At 51.1% G+C, this 20,273-nt stretch carries 14 protein-coding genes and 2 tRNA genes; 5 read left to right on the top strand and 11 right to left on the bottom strand.

Annotated features, from left to right (window positions below):
- The first annotated feature begins 33 nt into the window (after nt 1-33).
- On the top strand, nt 34-3,792 hold the full coding sequence (locus ACTHUM_RS03895) for a hemagglutinin repeat-containing protein (RefSeq protein ID WP_070625422.1): 3,759 nt from the start codon (nt 34-36) through the stop codon (nt 3,790-3,792).
- Between the two features lie 144 nt (nt 3,793-3,936).
- A complete protein-coding gene (recB, locus tag ACTHUM_RS03900) occupies nt 3,937-7,593 on the top strand; it encodes an exodeoxyribonuclease V subunit beta (RefSeq protein WP_070625424.1) in 3,657 nt (1,218 codons plus the stop codon).
- 59 nt (nt 7,594-7,652) lie between these two features.
- On the opposite strand, the gene ACTHUM_RS03905 is transcribed toward recB, so the two are convergent.
- From ACTHUM_RS03905 to ACTHUM_RS03915, 3 genes are all read right to left on the bottom strand, one after another.
- Nucleotides 7,653-8,384, bottom strand: coding sequence for a phosphoadenylyl-sulfate reductase (locus ACTHUM_RS03905; protein ID WP_004521081.1), 732 nt, complete (start codon nt 8,382-8,384; stop codon nt 7,653-7,655).
- Nucleotides 8,385-8,499: 115 nt separating this feature from the next.
- Nucleotides 8,500-9,558, bottom strand: coding sequence for a DNA polymerase IV (gene dinB, locus ACTHUM_RS03910; RefSeq protein WP_004521080.1), 1,059 nt, complete (start codon nt 9,556-9,558; stop codon nt 8,500-8,502).
- Nucleotides 9,559-9,635: 77 nt separating this feature from the next.
- Entirely contained in the window at nt 9,636-10,679 is a 1,044-nt protein-coding gene (locus ACTHUM_RS03915; RefSeq protein WP_191620581.1) for a sulfate ABC transporter substrate-binding protein, read from the bottom strand.
- A 252-nt stretch (nt 10,680-10,931) separates the two neighbouring features.
- Between ACTHUM_RS03915 and ACTHUM_RS03920 the strand changes: the two genes are divergently transcribed.
- Complete coding sequence (locus tag ACTHUM_RS03920; protein WP_049343971.1) at nt 10,932-11,765, top strand: DUF4198 domain-containing protein; 834 nt, start codon at nt 10,932-10,934, stop codon at nt 11,763-11,765.
- 43 nt (nt 11,766-11,808) lie between these two features.
- Here ACTHUM_RS03920 and ACTHUM_RS03925 read toward each other — a convergent pair whose 3' ends face one another.
- The 6 genes from ACTHUM_RS03925 to ACTHUM_RS03950 all read right to left on the bottom strand — a co-directional run bounded on the left by ACTHUM_RS03925 (nt 11,809) and on the right by ACTHUM_RS03950 (nt 17,450).
- A complete protein-coding gene (locus ACTHUM_RS03925) occupies nt 11,809-12,660 on the bottom strand; it encodes a DUF5672 family protein (protein WP_440361182.1) in 852 nt (283 codons plus the stop codon).
- Nucleotides 12,661-12,697: 37 nt separating this feature from the next.
- Nucleotides 12,698-15,298: a DNA mismatch repair protein MutS gene (gene mutS, locus ACTHUM_RS03930; RefSeq protein ID WP_440361183.1), complete on the bottom strand. Its 2,601-nt coding sequence runs from the start codon at nt 15,296-15,298 to the stop codon at nt 12,698-12,700.
- Between the two features lie 88 nt (nt 15,299-15,386).
- Nucleotides 15,387-16,223: a pantoate--beta-alanine ligase gene (gene panC / locus ACTHUM_RS03935; RefSeq protein ID WP_254323800.1), complete on the bottom strand. Its 837-nt coding sequence runs from the start codon at nt 16,221-16,223 to the stop codon at nt 15,387-15,389.
- A 119-nt stretch (nt 16,224-16,342) separates the two neighbouring features.
- Nucleotides 16,343-17,134, bottom strand: a complete 792-nt coding sequence (gene panB / locus ACTHUM_RS03940; RefSeq protein ID WP_049333454.1) for a 3-methyl-2-oxobutanoate hydroxymethyltransferase — start codon at nt 17,132-17,134, stop codon at nt 16,343-16,345.
- A gap of 128 nt (nt 17,135-17,262) precedes the next feature.
- Nucleotides 17,263-17,338 (bottom strand) — tRNA-Thr (locus ACTHUM_RS03945).
- A 36-nt stretch (nt 17,339-17,374) separates the two neighbouring features.
- Nucleotides 17,375-17,450 (bottom strand) — tRNA-Thr (locus ACTHUM_RS03950).
- A gap of 215 nt (nt 17,451-17,665) precedes the next feature.
- Between ACTHUM_RS03950 and ACTHUM_RS03955 the strand changes: the two genes are divergently transcribed.
- Nucleotides 17,666-18,460, top strand: a complete 795-nt coding sequence (locus ACTHUM_RS03955; RefSeq protein ID WP_440361184.1) for a polyamine aminopropyltransferase — start codon at nt 17,666-17,668, stop codon at nt 18,458-18,460.
- A gap of 41 nt (nt 18,461-18,501) precedes the next feature.
- Nucleotides 18,502-19,140 carry an alpha/beta hydrolase gene (locus ACTHUM_RS03960; RefSeq protein ID WP_440361185.1) on the top strand — a complete coding sequence of 213 codons (639 nt, stop codon included), beginning with the start codon at nt 18,502-18,504 and terminating at the stop codon, nt 19,138-19,140.
- Between the two features lie 129 nt (nt 19,141-19,269).
- On the opposite strand, the gene ACTHUM_RS03965 is transcribed toward ACTHUM_RS03960, so the two are convergent.
- Nucleotides 19,270-19,806, bottom strand: coding sequence for an NUDIX hydrolase (locus ACTHUM_RS03965; protein WP_004520157.1), 537 nt, complete (start codon nt 19,804-19,806; stop codon nt 19,270-19,272).
- Nucleotides 19,807-19,880: 74 nt separating this feature from the next.
- A complete protein-coding gene (gene folB, locus ACTHUM_RS03970; RefSeq protein WP_004520156.1) occupies nt 19,881-20,231 on the bottom strand; it encodes a dihydroneopterin aldolase in 351 nt (116 codons plus the stop codon).
- Between the last annotated feature and the right edge of the window lie 42 nt (nt 20,232-20,273).

Consider the following 20,273-nt stretch of genomic DNA (forward strand, 5'->3'; position numbering starts at 1 on the left):
AATCTCCATCACGATAAATAAGGATTAAAATCCATGAAAATCGACACTTTATATCAGCCTAAGCTCTCAGCTTCCGGCAAAGTAACTGTCGCCGTGTGCTTTGCATTCCTGGGAAATGCAGCGGTAGCCGCCAATATCGAAGCCATCGGCCAAACTTCGGTACAGCAGCAACACAATGTTGACATCGTCAACATTGCCGCACCGACGGCTCAAGGTCTTTCTCACAACCAATATAACAAGTACAACGTTTCCCAACACGGTGCCGTTTTGAATAACGCCCTGTCTGCCGGTAAATCCCAACTGGCCGGAAACCTGTCTGCCAACAAAAACTTCCAAGGTCAGGCCGCATCTGTGATCTTGAATGAAGTGGTCAGCAAAAACCCTTCCCTGATCTTGGGTCAGCAAGAGATCTTCGGTATTGCCGCAGACTATGTTTTGGCAAACCCTAACGGCATTACCCACAACGGCGGCAGTATCCTGAATGCCAACCGCGCATCCTTGGTTGTCGGTACGCCAACCGTTTCAGACGGCGCGTTGAAATCTTTCAATATCAGCGACAATGGCAAACAACTGCAAGTAAACGGCAATTTGAGCGGCAACCGCGTGGTTGACCTGCTCGCGCCGCAAGTGGTTGTCGGCAAATCAGCCAACGTTAATGCCGCCGACGCCATCAATGTTTCTTCAGGCAAAAGCAACTTCGACTACAAAACCGCACAAATCGAAGCATTGGACGCTGCTTCAAATGCGCCGGTGCTTGACGGTCATATTTTCGGCAGTATGCGCGCCGGTACCATCCGCATCCACGCGACCGACAAACGCGCCAAACAAAACATTCAAAATGCCGCCATTACCGGTACCCGCTACCTGAATATCGACAGCAAAGGCAACCTGAGCATCCAGTCCGCCAATCTGACCGGCGCACAAATGGAATTGTTTGCCCGCGATACCGACATCAAAGGCACGGTTACCAGCCATTCTGCCAACAAATCTTCCAGCGGCAAAGAGGCGCAAAATGTTCAGCACTTCCGTTCGGACCGCAACAAAACGGAAACCTTTACCGCCAGCAATATCAATGCATCCGAGTCATTGACTTTGAACAATAGCGGCAGCCTCAACCTGAGCGCAGCCAACATCAATGCCGGCGCGCTGACTGCTTCTGCCACAGGCAATATCAATTCTAACGCGGTAAAAACCACCAACCGTACAGAATCCGACCACACTCAAAGCAAAGGCCTTTGGTACAACAACAACCTGAGCTCCTCTGCTGACGAAAGCCTGCATCAAACCAAAATCAATGCCGGTTCTGTCAATATTGCCACCACCGGCAAAGTTCAATTGGATGCGACCGAACTGAACTCGGCTGCTGATGCACGCATTGCCGCCCAACAAGGAATCGTATTAAGCAGCAACAGCGAAACCGACAGCAGCTCGACTTATGTCAGCTTCAAAAATGAAACTGCTGCCCTGAAAACCGGTATCGCTACAAAATCTTCCAAAAACTCTACCGCCCATCAAACCAAAATCTCCGCAGCCGGTGATATCGGTTTGATTTCCGAAGGCGATTTGAGCACTTACGGCGCAAGCATTGCGGCAAACGGCAATGTCGTTACCGATGTCAACAACATCAACTTGGGTACTCAAACCACCATCAACACCAACAGCCTCGACGACCAGAAAAAATACTGGGGCGGCCTGTTCGGCGGTGAAAGCCAAGTTCAAAACAACCGTACCGAAAACCTGCACGGCAGCAGCATTACTGCCAACTCAAACATAGTTTTGGGTGCAAAAAACGGCGTCAACGTTTACGGCAGTACCGTTGAAGGCCAAGCCGGTACATTCGTCAGCTCCAAAGCAGGCAATGTCGATATTAAAAACGCCACCAGCACCGATACTTCCGCACAAAGCGCGCGTAAAGGTACGATTTTCAATATCACTACCTCTAAAACCAGCAGCAACAGCAGCATTGAAAAAGTAACCGGTTCTACCTTGGTTTCCAATGCCGACCTGACCGTTGTTTCCAACAAAGACATCAATGTGATCGGTTCTGCATTGTTTGCGGCACAAAAACTGCAACTTTCTTCCGCAGGCGATTTGACCATTGATGCTGCCAAAGCGGTAGAAAACAAACAGGTCAACGAGTATTCCATCAAAGGCTACTCTGGCACCGAAACCAATAAAGAAAACGGCAGCGTGACTGCCAAAGCCGGTATTAAATTCACCGATACCCACACCGACACCCACTCTGTCGGCCTGAACGGCAGCATTTTGACCGGTAAAAACACCCAGTTGTCTTCCAACTCAAACGTTACCGTCAGCGGTAGCCAAGTCAACGGCGAAGAATCTGTCAACATTTCCGCAGCCAATGACGTCAATGTTGTTGCATCCAAAGGCAGCAACACTGTGACCGAATCCGGACGCGTAACTGATTTGGGCGTATCTGCTACTGCATACGAAAAAAATAACGTTGCAGGCGTCGGCGTATCTGTCGGCATTACCAGCACCAAAACAGATGCAACTACCGTAACGAATACATCTCATGTATCCAACATCAACACCGGCGGCAACGCCACCATCACTGCAAACGGCAATATTAATCAAGAAGGTACAGTGATTAATGCGACCGGCAATGTGGTTGAAGCTGCCAAAAACGTTACCCATGCAGCGGCACACAGCGGTGCAAAATCCGATGTGAAACAAAACGGCGGCGGTTTGGTCGTTTCTGCCGGCATCAGTACCAACAAAGGCATCGGCGGTGAAATCACTGCACAAGGTCAAGGCAACTCCTCGACCCACAATGAATCCACTGCAACCGTAACCACCATCAACGCAGGCAATGCCATCGTTTTGGCAAATGACAAAGTGTCTGATGAAGGTACAAAATACGATGTGACCGGTGCGATTAACATTGATGCAGGTTCATACCACAACACTGCCGCCCACAACACCAGCAACAGCAGCAGTAAACAAGGCGGCGCTTCTTTGACTGTCGGCGCATACACCAAAGATGGTTCAAACGTTGATGTGAATGCCAACCTGAACGTCAACTACGCTGATGAAAACAAAAAAGAATCTACCGCCGTCAAAGGCGATATGAATGCGACCAATGTTGTCATCAACGCCAAAGACTCTGCTGAAATCGCATCCAACATTACCGCCAACAACAACGTCAACATTACCGCAGGCAACGGCGTAACCTTCACCGAGTCAGCCAATACTGCCTCCAACCAAGGTACAGCTGTTAATGTCGGTATCGGCGCTGGCGCGACAATCAATGTTGAAACCGGTGTTGCCGTTCCTCACGTCAACGGCTCTGTCGGCGTCAACAAAACCGATAACGCTTCTTCTACCGCCGCAGGCGCGAATGTAGCGGCCGGCAATGAGATTAAAATCAATGCCAACAACGGCGACGTCAACCTGCACGGTACCAACTTGGTATCCAACAACTCCGTTGAAGTAGAAGGCAACAAAGTCAATACTTCCGGCGCGATCAGCAGCGTTAACGAAAAAAATCTGACCATCAATGTCAACGGCAGCTACGCTTCAGGCAAACCAAACGGCGGCATCAACGCCAAAGGTAAAAACGAAGCCAACGTAACCAATACGGCAAACACCATCCAAAGCGACAATGTTGTTATTACTACCGGCTCTCCAACCGGTTTGAGCGTCAACAATACGACCATCAACGGTAATAATGTTGCGTACTACTATGACGACAGTAAAGCTCCTGCGGCGAACCGTTATACCTATCGTCCTCGCCAACCAAGCTACGCCAAACGCCGTTTGCGCTACTAAGATGCGCTATTGAAGTCATTTAATAGCCATTAAGACATGCCGTCTGAAAACAGAAAGTTTTCAGACGGCATTTTTATCATCAATGCAAAACAACACACTATCTCTGTTATGATAATGCCTCGCTAATATTATTCCGTTCCTACCATGTCTTCCGCCCTTCCTTTTGACGCGCTCACACTTTCCATCGACGGCACCAACCTTATCGAAGCTTCTGCCGGTACGGGTAAAACCTACGGCATTGCCGCGCTCTTTACCCGACTGATTGTTTTAGAAAAAAAAGACATCGAGAAAATTCTGGTCGTTACCTTTACCAAAGCGGCGACGGCAGAACTGAAAACCCGTTTGCGCGCACGTTTGGACGAAGTGTTGCAGGTTTTGAACGAAATCCAAACTTTGGGCGGCGAGCCGGAACATATTTCAGACGGCCTGAACAAATATTACGAAAAAGAGAAAAAATCCCCCGATGACTTTCTCAATCGCTTGATTCCTTTGGCTTTAGGCGAGCAAGACGGACAAGAAAGCTGCCATCGCCTGATTCTCCGCCTCAAAGCCGCGCTGAGCCAGTTTGACAACTCCTCTATTTACACCATCCACGGCTTCTGTCAGCGCGTCTTGCGCGATTACGCGTTTTTGTGCGGCGCACCTTTGGATGTCGAGCTGTCGGACGACTCGCGCGAGAGGCTGCTGATTCCTGCACAAGACTTTTGGCGGCAGAAAGTGGCAACCGATGCCACATTGGCACAATTGGTTTTTGACCGGAAATGCACGCCCGAAGAAATGCTTGCCGAAATCAAAAGCTATACCGGCCGCCCCTATCTGAAATTCAGACGGTCTGAAGGCGATTTGAAAGAAGCCCAAGCCAACCTTCAAGAAACATGGCAAAAAGTTTGCGCTCAGTTGGAAGACTTGGAAAAAGCATTTTGGGCAATTTTTCCCAAACTTAACGGCCAAACCTACAAAAGAAAAACCTTTGAAAATGTTTTTACCGATTTAAAAACAAACGCCGAATCCAACCGTCTGCCCCGCCTGAGCAAACAAACGCTAGAAAAATTAAGCCTCTTCAGTATCGACACGCTCAACAGCAAACTGAAAAAAGAATATAAAACCGATGCCGATATGCCGGAAATTATTCAGCTGCAAGCCTTGGCCAATCTCGGTCGTGATTTGCAGGCAATGGAAAGCGCGGAAGAAGCGGTCTTCATCCGCCTGCAACTCGACCTCCTTTCCCACATCAATCAGTCCATTGCCGAACAAAAAAAATCACGCCGCGAGCGCGTGTTTGACGATTTGCTGCTGGACGTCCATCAGGCATTGACCACCAATGAACACGGCAACGCGTTGGCAAAAGCGGCGGCGGCAAACTGGGAAATCGCGCTGATTGACGAATTCCAAGATACCGACCCGCTGCAATACGAAATTTTCCGCCAAATTTTTATCGAACAAGGCTGCCCGCTGTTTCTCGTTGGCGACCCCAAGCAGGCGATTTACAGCTTTCGCGGTGCGGACATTTACGCCTATCTGCAAGCTGCGCAAGATGCGGACAGGCATTACACCCTCGCCGTCAACTACCGCAGCCATGCCAAGCTGATTAACGGCATCAGCGCCTTGTTCAAACAAAAAAAACACCCCTTCGTCTTGGAAAATATCGATTACAGCGATGTCTCCGCCAGCCGCGCCGAAAGCCGGCTGTCGCCACACCGTCCCGCCATCCAAGTACGCTGGCTCAACACGGACGATCAGACCAACAAAGAGATTTTGCGTGGCCGTGCCGCCGAATATTGCGCCGATGAAATTGCCTTTGCGCTCAATGAAGCAGCCGAAGGCCGTCTGAACTTCAAAGGCCGCGCGCTGGAGTCCGGCGATATTGCGGTTTTGGTGCGCACCAACAACGAAGCGGCGATGATTGCCGGTAAACTGAAACAGCGCCGTATCCAAAGCGTGTTGCTGTCGCGCCAGTCCGTTTTCGATTCCGCCGAGGCAGATTCGCTGTCCGCGCTGATCGGCTTTTGGCTCAACCCAAGGCAAACCGACTGGCTGCGCTTTGTCTTGACCGGCGTTTTATTCGGCTATACCGCCAAAGAGATTTACGAACTCAACCATAACGAACACCAGCTGCTGAAATGGCTAGAGTCATCTGCCCAAGCCATGGAAAAATGGCGGAAAGGCGGCATTTTTGCCGCCGTGCAGCAGTTTGCCGCCCTACATGACATCGAAACACGCCTGCTCAAAGGCGGCAACGAGCGCAGCCTGACCAACTACTACCAAATTCTGGAGCTTTTGGCCGAAGAAGACAGTCAAAGCCGCAACCCTGCCGCCCTGCATAAATGGCTGAACGAACAAATCAGCCGTGCACGCAGCGGCCATTTCCCATCAGACGCGCAAACCATCCGTCTTGAAAGCGACGAAAAACTGGTCAAAATCGTTACCATGCACGCGTCGAAAGGTTTGCAATATCCTTTGGTGTACTGCCCCTTCGCGTGGGATACCAAAGACAATTCCAAAGAAAACTGGAAAATCCTGCATACTGAAAGCCACGAAACCGAGCTACTGGCAAAATCGCAAACCTCGGAAGCAGAACTAAGCCATCTTGCCGACGAAAAGACGGCAGAAGATTTACGCCTACTTTATGTCGCCCTTACCCGCGCCGAAGAACAGCTCAATATCTACGCCGCCGCCAACAAAAACTGTACGCCAAACAATCCTTTTGCCTATCTGCTCGAAGGTTTGTCGGATGCCGGCCGCGAGAGCGTCAGCCAAAGCTATAAAAGCGCGACAGACGTTGTAGAAATGCTTAAAACCAACTGGCAACGCTTTATCAAAAACGCGCCTGAAAATACGGAGTTTGCCTTCACGGAAGAAGCCCCGCCGGAAACCGTCTATCAATACAGCCGCCAGCAAGACCAAGCTTTTAGCGCACATAGCATTAAACGCCGCGATTTTGACTTTATCCGCCACACCAGCTTTACCGGTTTGAGCCGGCACACCAAGTCAACCGACGAACAACACGAGCCTTTGCAACCTGCCATCGATCCGGCAGAAAGCGCAGACCGTGCCATGCCGTCTGAAAACCTGCCGCCCCCACTTTCAGACGGCCTCGATATCCACCATTTCCCCCGCGGCACCAATGCCGGCGTATGTTTGCATGAAATGCTGGAAAAACTCGATTTCGCCGCCTCTGCCGAGAGCCAATCCGAAATGATTGCCGAAGTTTTGCAACGCCATAGCTTTGAAGACAAATGGCTGCCGACGGTAATCACCATGCTCGATACCTGCCGCCTTACGCCTTTAATCAACGAGAGCCTGTCACAGATTCCGACGACCCGACGCCTGCCCGAAATGGGGTTCACCCTGTACATGGACGATTTCAAACTGGACGACTTGCGCCGTTGGTTTGCCTCAAGCGAAGCAAACCTGCCGCCCGAATGCGTCCAAGCCGCGCAACTGCTTGATTTCCATGATTTGCAAGGCTATTTAAACGGCTTTATTGATATGGTTTGCCAAGATTCAGACAGCAATGTCGTTTTAATCGACTACAAATCCAACCATTTGGGCAACGATGCAAGCGCCTACACGCAACAGGCGATGAACGAAGCTGTGGCGCATCATCACTACTACCTGCAAGCCCTGATCTACGCCGTTGCCATCGCGCGCTACTATGCCCTGCGCGGCAAGCCCTTGCCCCAAATCGCCATCCGCTACCTCTTCCTGCGCGGCATGGACGGCTCGGATCAAGGCATCTGGAAATGGGACATCGATACCGCCCTGCTTTCCACTTTTGTTGAACGAAAAGCAAATACTTGATAAATCATCTTGTTAAACCGTCAAAAAGGCCGTCTGAAACGTTTTCAGACGGCCTTTGATTATTTGTGCAAACCGCATTCCTTACTGTCTTTGCTTTCCCACCACCATCGCCCGGCGCGGATATTTTCGCCCAGCTTGACTGGACGCGTGCAGGGTTCGCACCCAATGCTGGGATAGCCTTGATGATACAGCGCATTAAGCGGAACTTGGTGCTCGTGCGCATATGCCCAAACATCCTGCTCTTCCCAATCGAAAATAGGATTGAATTTGGCGATGTTGCGGCCTGTATCCAGCTCTTCAAAATTCAATTCGCTGCGCGTTTCGGACTGGCTGCGGCGTTGTCCGGTCAGCCATGCAGGCGCGTTGTGCAAAGCGCGGTTGAGCGGTTCAATTTTGCGGATATGGCAGCAACGGCGGCGCAACTCGACACTGTCGTACATCGCGGTCGTACCAAACTCCGCTTCAAATTCGGCGGCGGTTTGTCGATTGGGATAAAACACTTCCAATTCGGTTTGATAACGCGCATTGGTTTCGGCAATCAGCGAGGCGGTTTCGGGATTGAGTTTGCCCGTATTTAGCGTGATGATGCGGATGGGCAGTTTCAGACGGCACACGGCATCGGTAATGACCATATCCTCAACCGCAAGGCTGGATGCGAAGACGGCTTGCGGATAGCGTGCGGCAATGTCTTGCAAACGGTGCTCCAAAGCGGCTGCCAACTCAGGCAGTTGGCGGCGTTCGGCATCGCTGATTTCGGGGATTTTCCAGAGTTGTGGGCGGAATAAAGACATGGCTGGTTGTTCCTAATAATTTTCAGACGGCCTGTTGAAACGGCTGCCGATATGGTTATGGAACAATATTGTCCAGCGCCCTATCTTCAAACGGAAAGAATGCTTTTCTATTTCTTTATAACCAAAGCGTCTGCTGCTGGTTTTTCGGCAGCAAATGGCTCACGCCGATACCGATCAGGCGGAAGGCGTCTTCACGTTGCGGAGGTATGCGTTGCAGCAAAGTATGCGCTGCCTGAAGCAGCGAGGCGCTATCGGGAAGGACGGAAGAATACGTCAGCGAACGCGTGATAATGCGGAAATCGTGGGTTTTGAGTTTGAGGGTAACGCCTTTGGCTTCGACGTTTTTGCGTTCGATTTGCCGCCAGAGGTCTTCGGCGAGGTGCGGCAAATGGCTTGAAGCCTGCGCCAAAGACAAATCTTCGGGTAAGGTGATTTCGGTTGAGATTTGCAGGCGTTCGCGTTCGGCTTTGACCGGCCGCTCGTCGATACCGCGTGCCAAATCGTAAAGGCGGTAGCCGTAGCGGCCGAAATGGTTTAAAAGTTCGCCGCGCTCAAAACGGCGCAAATCGCCGGCGGTTTGCATACCGAGGGCATTCATCTTTTTCAGTGTAACTTTGCCGACACCGGGAATCTTACCCAACGGCAGGCTCTCCAAAAACGCCATGATTTTTTGCGGCGGCAGCACAAACTGCCCGTTCGGTTTGCGCCAGTCAGAAGCGATTTTGGCCAAAAACTTATTGGGCGCGATACCCGCGGAGGCTGTCAAACCGGTTTCTTCAAAAATTTCAGCACGAATACGTTTGGCCACTTCGCTGGCGTACGGGATATTTTCAAAATTTTGGGTAACATCCAAATAGGCTTCGTCCAAAGACAAAGGCTCGATCAAATCGGTATAACGCCGAAACACGGCATGAATCTGCGCCGACACTTGACGGTACAAATCGAAATGAGGCTGCACAAACACCGCCTGCGGACACAGCCTTTTCGCCGTTGCCACCGACATGGCTGAGTGCAAACCGAATTTGCGCGCCTCATAAGAAGCGGCACAAATGACCGACCGCGTACCGTCCCACGCCACAACGACAGGCAGCCCTTTCAGGTGCGGCTGCTCGTGTAGTTCTACCGAAGCGTAGAATGCGTCCATATCGATATGGATGATTTTGCGTTGGGACATGGGAAAAGGTGGATAAGAAAAAGGCTTATTGTAACAAAAGGCCGTCTGAAGTTTCAGACGGCCTCTATGTTTAAGCCTTATTTTTTACTGGAAAGCTGGTCAAACAATCCGCCGTCGGCAAAGAATTTTTTCATGATTTCTTCCCACGGGCCAAATTTCTCATTCGGATTAAACGTCTCAATCTCAGGGAAATCGGCTTTGTGTTTCGCCAATACTTCGGCATTGCGCGGACGCAGATAAAGATTGGCGGCCAACTCTTGAGCCGGTTCGCTCCAGAGGTTTTGCAGATAGGCTTCGGCAGCGGAGCGTGTGCCTTTTTTGTCGACTACGCTGTCCACGACGGCAACCGGTGCTTCGGAAAGAATGGTGTAGCTCGGATAAACGATTTCAAACTGGTCTTGGGTCAGCTTTTTGCTGACGTAGTTGGCCTCATTTTCAAAGGTAACCAAGACATCGCCGATATTGCGTTGACTGAAGGTCGTCGTTGCCGCGCGACCGCCGTTTTCAAATACAGGCGTGTTTTTCAGCAATGCGGCCACAAAATCTTTGGTTTTGCCTTCATCGCCGTTATTCACTTTCAAACCATAACCGTACGCACCCAAAAAGGCGTAGCGGCCGTTGCCGGTGGTTTTCGGGTTCGCCAAAACGATTTGCACGCCGTCTTTGGCCAAATCGCCCCAGTCTTGGATGTGTTTTGGATTGCCTTTGCGTACCAAGAAAACGACGTTACTGGTATAAGGCACGGCATTGTCCGGCAGACGGGTGTTCCAATCGGCTTTGACCAAACCTTTTTTCACCAAAAGCTCGATATCGGAAGTCTGGTTCATGGTCACCACATCGGCAGCCAAACCATTGGCGACAGCCAAAGCCTGCTTGCTGGAGCCGCCGTGCGACTGTTGGACTTCAACCGTTGCACCGCCGTTTTTCGCAGCATATTCTTTAACAAACAAAGGATTGTATTCTTTATAAAAATCTCGTGCGACATCATAAGAGACGTTCAACAGCTTCACATTACCGCCCTTGCCTGCGGAAGCGGCATTGTCGGCAGATTGTTCGTTTTTGGGAGAGCAGGCACTCAACGCCAGCGCGGCGGTCAATGCGGCAAAAGAAAGGGTACGGATATTCATGGTCGGCTCCTATTAAAAGTATGGCGATACTTTATCGGGATCGGAGGCAAACGGGAAATAATGTTTGCTTTTGGGTTTATCAGTTTTGGTTATATAAACCGAGGCCGTCTGAAATCAAAAAATAATTATTTATAACTATAAAATCTAAACCATATTATTTACAAAGTTAATAAAAAAGAGTACCGTTCGTATTCGCCGAATCATTAGGCGTTTTATTCAATAATCGAAAGATGGAGTGTAGAAACTATGAAACAATGGATGCTTTTAGGATTGCTGGGATTGGGCGCAGTGGCACAGGCACACGATGTTTGGGTGGCCGCACCGACACATCAGCCTGCCGGCCAAATCCTGCATGCGGATTTGGGTTACAGCCATGACTTCCCCAATGTCGAAAAAATCGCCGACGACCGCGTGCATATTTTCAAACCGCTGCAATTGACCGACAGCTCAAAGAAAACCGTTGATTTGGTGAATAAGGGCGAAAACTATCAATACGTTTCCAAAGCCGCCCTGCCCGCAGGCTCCTACTGGGTCAGCGCGACCTACCAACCGACTTTCTGGTCGAAAAACCAAGACGGCTGGAAACAGCAAACCTTGAAACAGCTGGCCGGTGCCACCTATTGCGAACAATCGCAAATGTTCGGCAAGAGCTTTGTCCAAGTGGGCAACGGCGCAGTTGATGAAGCTGTATTGACCCGCCCTATCGGCCAAGAGCTGGAACTGGTTCCGCTGAAAAATCCGAACGAAGTCAAAGCCGGCGGTATTTTGCCGGTCAAAGTCCTGTACAAAGGCGAGCCTTTGGTTAAAGCCACCGTTACCGCCAGCTCGGACACTTTGGCGGAAATGGACTTGGAATCAACCCATGACCACCGCGAGCCTCAAGGCTTCTCCGGCAAAACCGATAAAAACGGCGTGGTCAATGTGATTACGCTGATTGACGGTTTGTGGAAAATCAAAGTCGTGAACGAGACCGATTACGGCGATAAAAGCGTATGTCAGAAAGATAATACTTACGCAACGCTGATTGTGCCTGTCGGCACCAAACGCGCAGCCGCACGCCATGCCCACCATCATCATTAACAACCATTAAAAAAGGCCGTCTGAACTTTCAGACGGCCTTCATTTATTCTAATTCATAACCCAAATTTCTAAAAAAACGGGAGAATGTTTCCAACTCATCACCATTTAATTGGGTAAAACGGATACGGTTGCAGCCGGTCAAGACCACACTTCCCATCCAGTGCGCCCCAAAGACGCGCTCTAAAGGGACATTCCTCATTCGATTGATAAACGGTACTTCTGAAGAAAATTGCGTAGCAATATTCGGAGGCGCAAATTTCAAACCTAAGTCCTGCAATCTATAACGGTGTTGCGCCGTCAAAAACATATCCTCGTGGTGCAGCCGTACCAGCCATTCCATATCGGCAATTTTCTCGTCTTTCGGCGGCAAAGGCGGTCGGATTTCTACATTTAAACCCAGTTGTCGCGGCATGGTTAAAAGCCGCTTGCTGCGCAGGCTGAAACCGCCGTTCTGCGGCTCGTCCAAATTCGGAGAAGTCTGAATCAGATGTTGTTTAGCCAAATATTGGTCGGTTCCTTTCAGGAAAAACTGCCCGTCTGCTTCGGTTTCCAACAAAATCGGCAAAGGTGCGCCGATATAATCATATTCCCGATAGGCATCCTGCCAGTTTTGACCGTTCAACACCCAGCCGTCATTTTGAACGATCAAACAATAATCAGTATCGATGTAATACATCAGTTGGTACAAAACAAACAGATTGTATTCTAAATAACCGAATTTCCGGCAAGGCTGATGTCGGATATTTTCCGGCAAACCTTGCGGACAACTCGGGCTGATCAGCAATCCACGGCTTCCGGGCAATTCGGCGCAGCTGCGGATAATGGCATACATCGTGCCCTCGGTATAAGAATCTGCGCCGGTAATACTAACCACGGTAATGTCAGCAAAACTCATTATATGTTTCTCCTGTTTCAGACGGCCTTTACGTTATTTACGACGCCTTATTGCAGATATCTTTCAAGCGATACAAGGCATCCAAGGCTTCGCGCGGCGTAAGGTTGTCGGGCTGAATTTGCGCCAAAGCTTCAGCCAATTCATTGGTCTGCAAATTATCGACAGGCTCAACTTCTTGTTCTTTCCCTTCCTCATCTTCCCTATTTTCAGACGGCATGGCGCTGAAAATATCCAACTGCGGACGGTTGGCGGCGGCTTGGTTTTCCAAATCGTTTAAATGCTTTTGAGCCGCCTTCAATGCGCGGTTGGGCAGGCCGGCGAGTTTGGCAACGGCGATACCGTAGCTTTTGCTGGCGGGGCCGGGTTCGATGTGGTGGAGGAAGACGATGTCCTGTCCTTGTTCAAGTGCGGAGAGGTGCATATTGACTGCTGTTGCGTGGGCTTCGGGCAGTTTGGTCAGCTCGAAATAGTGGGTGGCGAAGAGGCTGAAGGATTTATTTTTTTGCAGCAGGTGTTCGGCAATGGCTTGGGCAAGGGCGAGGCCGTCAAAAGTCGAAGTGCCGCGACCAACTTCGTCCATAAGGACGAGGGATTGGTCGGTGGCGTGGTGGAGGATGTAGGCGGTTTCGCTCATTTCAACCATGAAGGTGGAGCGGTTGGAGGCTAAATCATCCGATGCGCCGATACGGGTAAAGATTTGGTCGATAGGGCCGATTTGGGCTGAATCGGCAGGCACGAAGCTGCCGGTGTGCGCCATGAGGACAATATGGGCGACTTGGCGCATGTAGGTGGATTTGCCGCCCATGTTGGGGCCGGTCAGGAGCATGAGGCGGTGTTTGTGGTCGAGGCGGGTGTGATTGGCGGTGAAGTGGCGCACTTGTTGCTCGACGACGGGATGGCGGCCGTTTTCGATATGGATGACCGGATAGTCGGCGAACTCGGGACAGACGAAACCGCGTTCGGCCGCAATCGCGGCGAAGGTGGAGAGTACGTCGAGGGCGGCGGCGGCTTTGGCGGCTTTTTGAAGCTGGGGAAGGGTCGTCTGAATGTCTTTGAGGAGGGCTTCAAACAGGCGTTTTTCCAATGCCAATGCCTGCTCTTGCGCGGTCAGGACTTTGTCTTCGAAGGTTTTGAGTTCGGGGGTGATGAAGCGTTCGGCGTTTTTCAGGGTCTGGCGGCGTTGGTAGTCGGAGGGGGCTTGTTCGGCCTGGACTTTGGATAGCTCGATGTAGAAGCCGTGGACGCGGTTGAACTCGACTTTGAGGGTGGAGAGGCCGGTGCGTTCGCGTTCGCGCGCTTCGAGGTCGAGCAGGAATTCGTCGCCGTGGTTTTGGATGTGGCGCAGTTCGTCGAGTTCTGCGCAATAGCCTTGGTTGATGACGCCGCCGTCTTTAAGCCAGACGGCGGGTTCGGGCATTACGGCGGCTTTGAGGGTTTCGGCAACGGGCAGGGTTTCGGGGAAAACGGCTTTGAGGGTTTCCAACAGGCTGCTACCCTCGGCGGATAATTCGATTTCGGATAGGGCAAACAGGCTGTCGCGCAGGGCGGCGAGGTCGCGCGGACGGGCGTTGCCGACGGCGATGCGGGCGGCGATGCGTTCGATGTCTGCGATGTTTTTCAGACGGCCTTGCAGGGTTTCGTATTGCGAACCCAGCGCGGCAACGGCTTCTTGGCGGGCGCGGATATGGACGCGGCTGCGTAAGGGGTGGTGCAGCCAGAGTGCCAAGAGGCGGCTGCCCATGTGGGTGGCGCAGCCGTCGAGTATGGAAAACAGGGTCGGCGATTTTTTGCCGGAGAGGGTTTGCGTGATTTCGAGATTGCGGCGCGTGGCGGCGTCCATGCCGATATATTGGCTGTCGGTTTCGAGCGAAATGCCGTCTAAGTGTTGCGGCATCAGGTTTTGCGTCAGGCGGATGTAGTTCAACAGCGCGCCCGCCGCACCGACAGCGGCTTCGTGTTCCTTGCCGTCCAAACCGAAGCCGTGCAGGTCTTGGCAGCCGAAATATTCGGTCAATAATTTCGCGCCCGCGTCGGCGGCAAACTGCCATGAGTTCAGGCGCGTGATGTTGGCAGAGGTCGTCTGAAAACCATTAGGCAGGCTTTTGCCTTCGGGCAACAGGATTTCCGCCGCCTGCAAACGCGCCAGCTCGTCGGCGAGTTTGTCCGCCGTCGTCAGCTTGGTTTTGAATTCGCCGCTTTGCAAAGATGCCCACGCGATGGCGATGTGTTTTTTATCCGCGTTCACCGCCGCGATGCGGTTGGTTTCCTTGTCTTCCAAAAATGCCGCGTCGGTCAGCGTGCCGGGCGTAACGATGCGCACGACTTTGCGCTCCACCGGTCCTTTGCCCGCGCCGACTTCGCCCACCTGCTCGCACACCGCCACGCTTTTGCCCATCTTCACCAGCCGCGCCAGATACTGCTCCGCCGCATGAAACGGCACACCCGCCATCTTAATCGGCACGCCGTCCATCTGCCCGCGCGTGGTCAGGGTAATGTCCAACAGCTTTGCCGCCTCCACTGCGTCATCCAAAAACAACTCGTAAAAATCGCCCATGCGGTAAAACACCAGCTTGTCGGCGTGTTGCGATTTGATGGCGAGATACTGCTGCATCATCGGGGAAACGGTGGGTTTGGACATGGAAAAGCCTTAGAAACGCAAAAGCGTTATTGTAACAAAAGGCCGTCTGAAAAACAGGTTTCAGACGGCCTTTAACAGCAGCTTGGTTTTAAGCCAAAGCTACTTCCAAATTATCAATCAGGCGCGTGGTACCCAAACGTGCGGCAGCAAGCACCACCAATTCTTTATCGCCAACATGAGCCACTGCCAAACTGTGTGCATGGCGGATTTCAACGTAATCAACCACCCAGCCGGCATCGGTCAAACGGCGGATACATTCGGCTTCAAGCTGGGCGTAATCCAGATTGCCGTTTTTCAAGGCGGCGGCAATGTTTTGTAACTCTTGATAGAGACGGGGCGCTTCTGCGCGTTCTGCTTCGCTCAAATATTGGTTGCGACTGGAAAGTGCCAGGCCGTCTGAAGCGCGACCGGTATCGACAGGAACGATTTCGATATTGAAATTCAAGTCTTCGACAAAGCCTTTGATAATCGCCAGCTGCTGATAGTCTTTTTTGCCGAAACAGGCGGTATCGGGTTGAACAATGTTGAACAACTTAGTCACAACGGTCGCAACGCCGCGGAAATGGCCCGGACGGAATTTGCCGCACAATTCATTTTGCAGGTGCGGAGGCTCGACATTGAAACGCTGTTCTACATTCGGATACAGCTCTTTTTCATCAGGCGCGAACACGACGGCAACGCCCTCGCCTGTCAATTTGTCGGCATCTTGTTGCAAAGTGCGCGGATATTTGTCGAAATCCTCGCCTTGTCCGAATTGCAGGCGGTTGACAAAAATACTGACCACAACGTTATCGGCACGTTTTTTTGCTTCGCGCACCAGCGCAAGATGGCCTTCGTGCAGATTGCCCATGGTCGGTACAAATGCCACTTTTCCGGCAGTTTTGCGCCACTCGCGCAATTCTTTAATCGTATGAATAATTTGCATGGTTTGAAAAATCCTTTATTTTTTCCGCTGTTTCATCAACGGGAATCACGCGCCGATTATACGCTTTTATTCATCGAAAAGGCCGTCTGAAATAAGTTTCAGACGGCCTGGTTTTTATTTTATCCGGCAAACGTATGTTCGACAGATGGGAACGTTTTTGCTTTGACTTCGTCCACATAGGCTTTGACCGCAGCTTGAACGCTGTCTTTGCCCTGCATAAAGTTCTTCACGAATTTGGCGGTTTTACCTGGGAAAATGCCGAGCATATCGTGCATCACCAAAACCTGACCGTCGCAATCCACGCCTGCGCCAATGCCGATGGTCGGGCAAGAAACGGTCTCGGTCACTTTTTTCGCCAATTCCGCAGGAACGCATTCCATCAATACGATTGCCGCACCTGCCGCATCATGCGCTTTAGCGTCGTTGAGCAACGCTTCCGCCTTGTCGCCTCGGCCTTGAACTTTATAGCCGCCGAATGCAAACACGGATTGCGGAGTCAGGCCGATGTGGGCGCAAACAGGGATACCGCGCATTTGCAGAAATTCAGTGGTCTCCGCCATCCAGACACCGCCTTCGAGCTTGACCATATGCGCGCCGGCCGCCATCAACTCAGCCGCCGCCGCAAATGCCTGCTCTTTGCTCTGCTGATAAGCACCAAACGGCAAGTCGCTGACAATCATGGCATTTTTAGTACCGCGAGCCACGCATTCAGTGTGGTAGCACATATCCTGCAAGCTCACCGGCAAAGTGGACTGACGGCCTTGCACCGCCATACCCAAAGAATCACCGACCAGCAGTACATCTACTCCGGCATTGTCCATCAGCGCGGCAAAGCTGGATTCATAAGCGGTCAGCATGGCGATTTTCTCGCCCTCTGCTTTCATTTTTTGCAAAGTGTTTACGGTAATCATGGTGTTTTGTGTGTTCCGCCCGACGGGCAGCCCTTTGTTGTAATGGAAACGCGGTATTATAAGGTCTGCTTTTAAAATATCAAAGCATAAGCAAAAAGCCCGACTGCTTTCACAATCGGGCTTTTAATTGGTGCCGGCACCAAGAGTCGAACTCGGGACCCCCTGATTACAAGTCAGGTGCTCTACCAACTGAGCTATACCGGCTTACTGAAATGCCTTGTGGCACCATCAGTCTTTAACTGGTGCCGGCACCAAGAGTCGAACTCGGGACCCCCTGATTACAAGTCAGGTGCTCTACCAACTGAGCTATACCGGCAAGGAAGTCGGCATTATGCCGATAAGTTCCCATCTTGGCAAGCATTTTAAAACAAAGTTACTCACGAAATTATAAAAACCAATGATTTTAAAGAAAATTAAATACCTGCCTTATTTTCCAATCTAACACGCTCAAAGGCCGTCTGAAAACCGCCCCAGCACAAAACATCATGGTTTCTGTTAAAATAACGCCTTTTACATCTTTCGTCTGCACCCATGCCACCCCGCCATCCTTACCGCCGCCTGCGCCCAGCCAAATCCCATCTGCCCGAAGTCGGTATTTCTGAAGAAGGCAATATCCGTTCCCTGCACTTGGGCAGCGACACCATTCAAAGCTCTATGAATGTCGATCATCCGTCCGAGCTGGTGTTGTCGTACAGCCGCGCCATGATGGGTTGGCTGCTGTTTGCAGAAACCCCGCCCAAACACATCACCCAAATCGGCTTGGGCGGTGGCTCGTTTGCCCGTTGGATAGACAGCTATCTGCCCCACACCAAGCAAACCGCTGTGGACATCAATCCGCAAGTCATCGCCGTGGCGCGCAGCCTGTTTGAATTGCCGCACGAAGGTGAAAATTTTGAAATTATCGAGGCGGATGGCGCGGAATATATTAAAGTGTTCCGCCACAATACCGATGTAATTTTGGTAGATGGTTTTGACGGCGAACAGATTATCGATGCTTTGGTAGAAGAGCCTTTCTTCCAAGACTGCCGCAATGCCCTCTCTCCCGATGGCGTATTTGTTACCAACTGGTGGAGCGGCGACCAGCGTTATCAACGCTTTGTCGAACGCCTGCTCAACGTCTTTGACGGCCGCGTACTCGAGCTGCCTGCCGAAAGCCACGGCAACGTAGCAGTCATGGCATTCCAAAGCAGCCCTAAAGAACAAAATATCGACAACTTAAAAAAACGCGCCGAAAAATTAAGCGAAAAATACGGCTTGGACTTCAAACGGATGCTTGTTGATTTGAAAGCCAACAATCAAAACAACGGCAAGAATTTTTATCTGTAAACCGTTTCAGGCCGTCTGAAAAAACAAACAAGGACACACTCATGCTCAAACCCGACATCATTCAAATCCCCGGTCCGGCCGGTTTACTGGAAACCATCTACCTGCCAAGCACACAAGAATCCGCCCGCGGCGTTGCCGTCATCAACCACCCCAATCCCCTGCAAGGCGGCACCAACACCAACAAGGTCATCCAAACCGCCGCCAAAGCCCTCAGCCAACTCGGTTTTCATTGCTACCTGCCCAATTTGCGCGGCGTAGGCAATAGCGAAGGCGAACACGACTACGGCCGCGGCGAAACGCAAGACTGCATTGCCGTTATCGACTACGCCCGAGCGCAACATCCTGATGCACCGCAATTCGTTCTGGCCGGTTTCTCATTCGGCGGCTACGTTTCCACCTTTGCCGCCCAAGAACGCACGCCTGATTTGCTGTTGCTGATGGGCGCCGCCGTCCATCACTACACCGACCGCCCGGAACCATCAGACGTTCCCAACGTCGCCAAAACATTGATGATTCATGGCGCGGAAGACGAAGTCGTTGAAATCAACAAAGCCCTGACATGGGCAGAACCACAAGGCCTGCCGGTTGTAACCATTGCCGGCTCGTCCCATTTCTTCCACGGCAAACTCATCGTTTTACGCGATACGATCACACGGTTTGCACCGGCTTTATTAGGCTAAAATACAGCTACAAAATAAAACAAGGCCGTCTGAAAGCTTTTTCAGACGGCCTTGTTTGTATGAAAACCTTATTATCAAATATCAGGCTCAAGTATTCAGAAATCCATCAAGGATTTTCTACTTAACATCTCAATTCTGAGTCAACCAATACTGCAAACCAATCAAAGTCTTACCATCTTTGATTTCATCGTTTACCAATGCATTACGCACCTCGTCCTTGCTCATCAGGACAGTTTCTGTAATTTCATCCTCATCGTTGCTCAACTCGCTGCCCAAACGCACGCCTTGCGCTTGGTAAAGATACATTTTTTCATCACAAAAACCGACTGCGGTATAAAAGGAGTACAACAGTTTGACACTGTCGGCGACATATGGCGTTTCTTCCGCCAACTCACGCAAAGCGCATTCGGCAGGATCTTCGCCTGCAATATCCAATTTACCCGCAGGCAATTCCAACGTCGCCTGATCGGCTGCATAACGCCATTGGCGCACCAAAACAACTTTGCCGTCTTCCGTTTCCGCCAATACACACGCAGCACCCGGATGGCGGATCACAACCCGTTGGCTTTCGTTGCCGTTGGGCAGGCGCACCCGATCGCGGCTGATGGTAACAAAAGAACCTTCGTAGATTGGCTCACTGCTTAATTTAGTTTCTTTCAAATCCATTTTTTACCTCATTTCCAAATTATTAAAATATTAAAGGCCGTCTGAAATCCTTTTTCAGACGGCATAGATAAGCCTTATTCCCGAGCGCGTTCAATTTCAATACCGACCTGCGCCACATCGGGCAAGATACCCGGTTTCACAATACGGACGCGCACTTTGGCCGCACCAAAATCATTTAAAATCAATTGGGCGATATATTCCGCCAAAGCTTCCAGCAGTAAAAAATCCTGTTCGGCAAGGCTGCGGCGTACGACTTCGCATACTTCGCCATAATGGATGGTATCGCCGATATCGTCGCTCGTGCCGGTACGCTCGGGAACACTGATTTCCAAATCCAAAATCAAAGTCTGTTTACGCTCGCGTTCCCAATCATATACGCCGATTAAAGTATCGGCCTTCATGCCGTACAAAAAGATTTTATCCATTTGCCTGTCCGTTTTTTTGATAGAATAACCGTTCCCATTTTA

The sequence above is a fragment of the Neisseria sp. P0021.S006 genome (genome assembly GCF_051956895.1).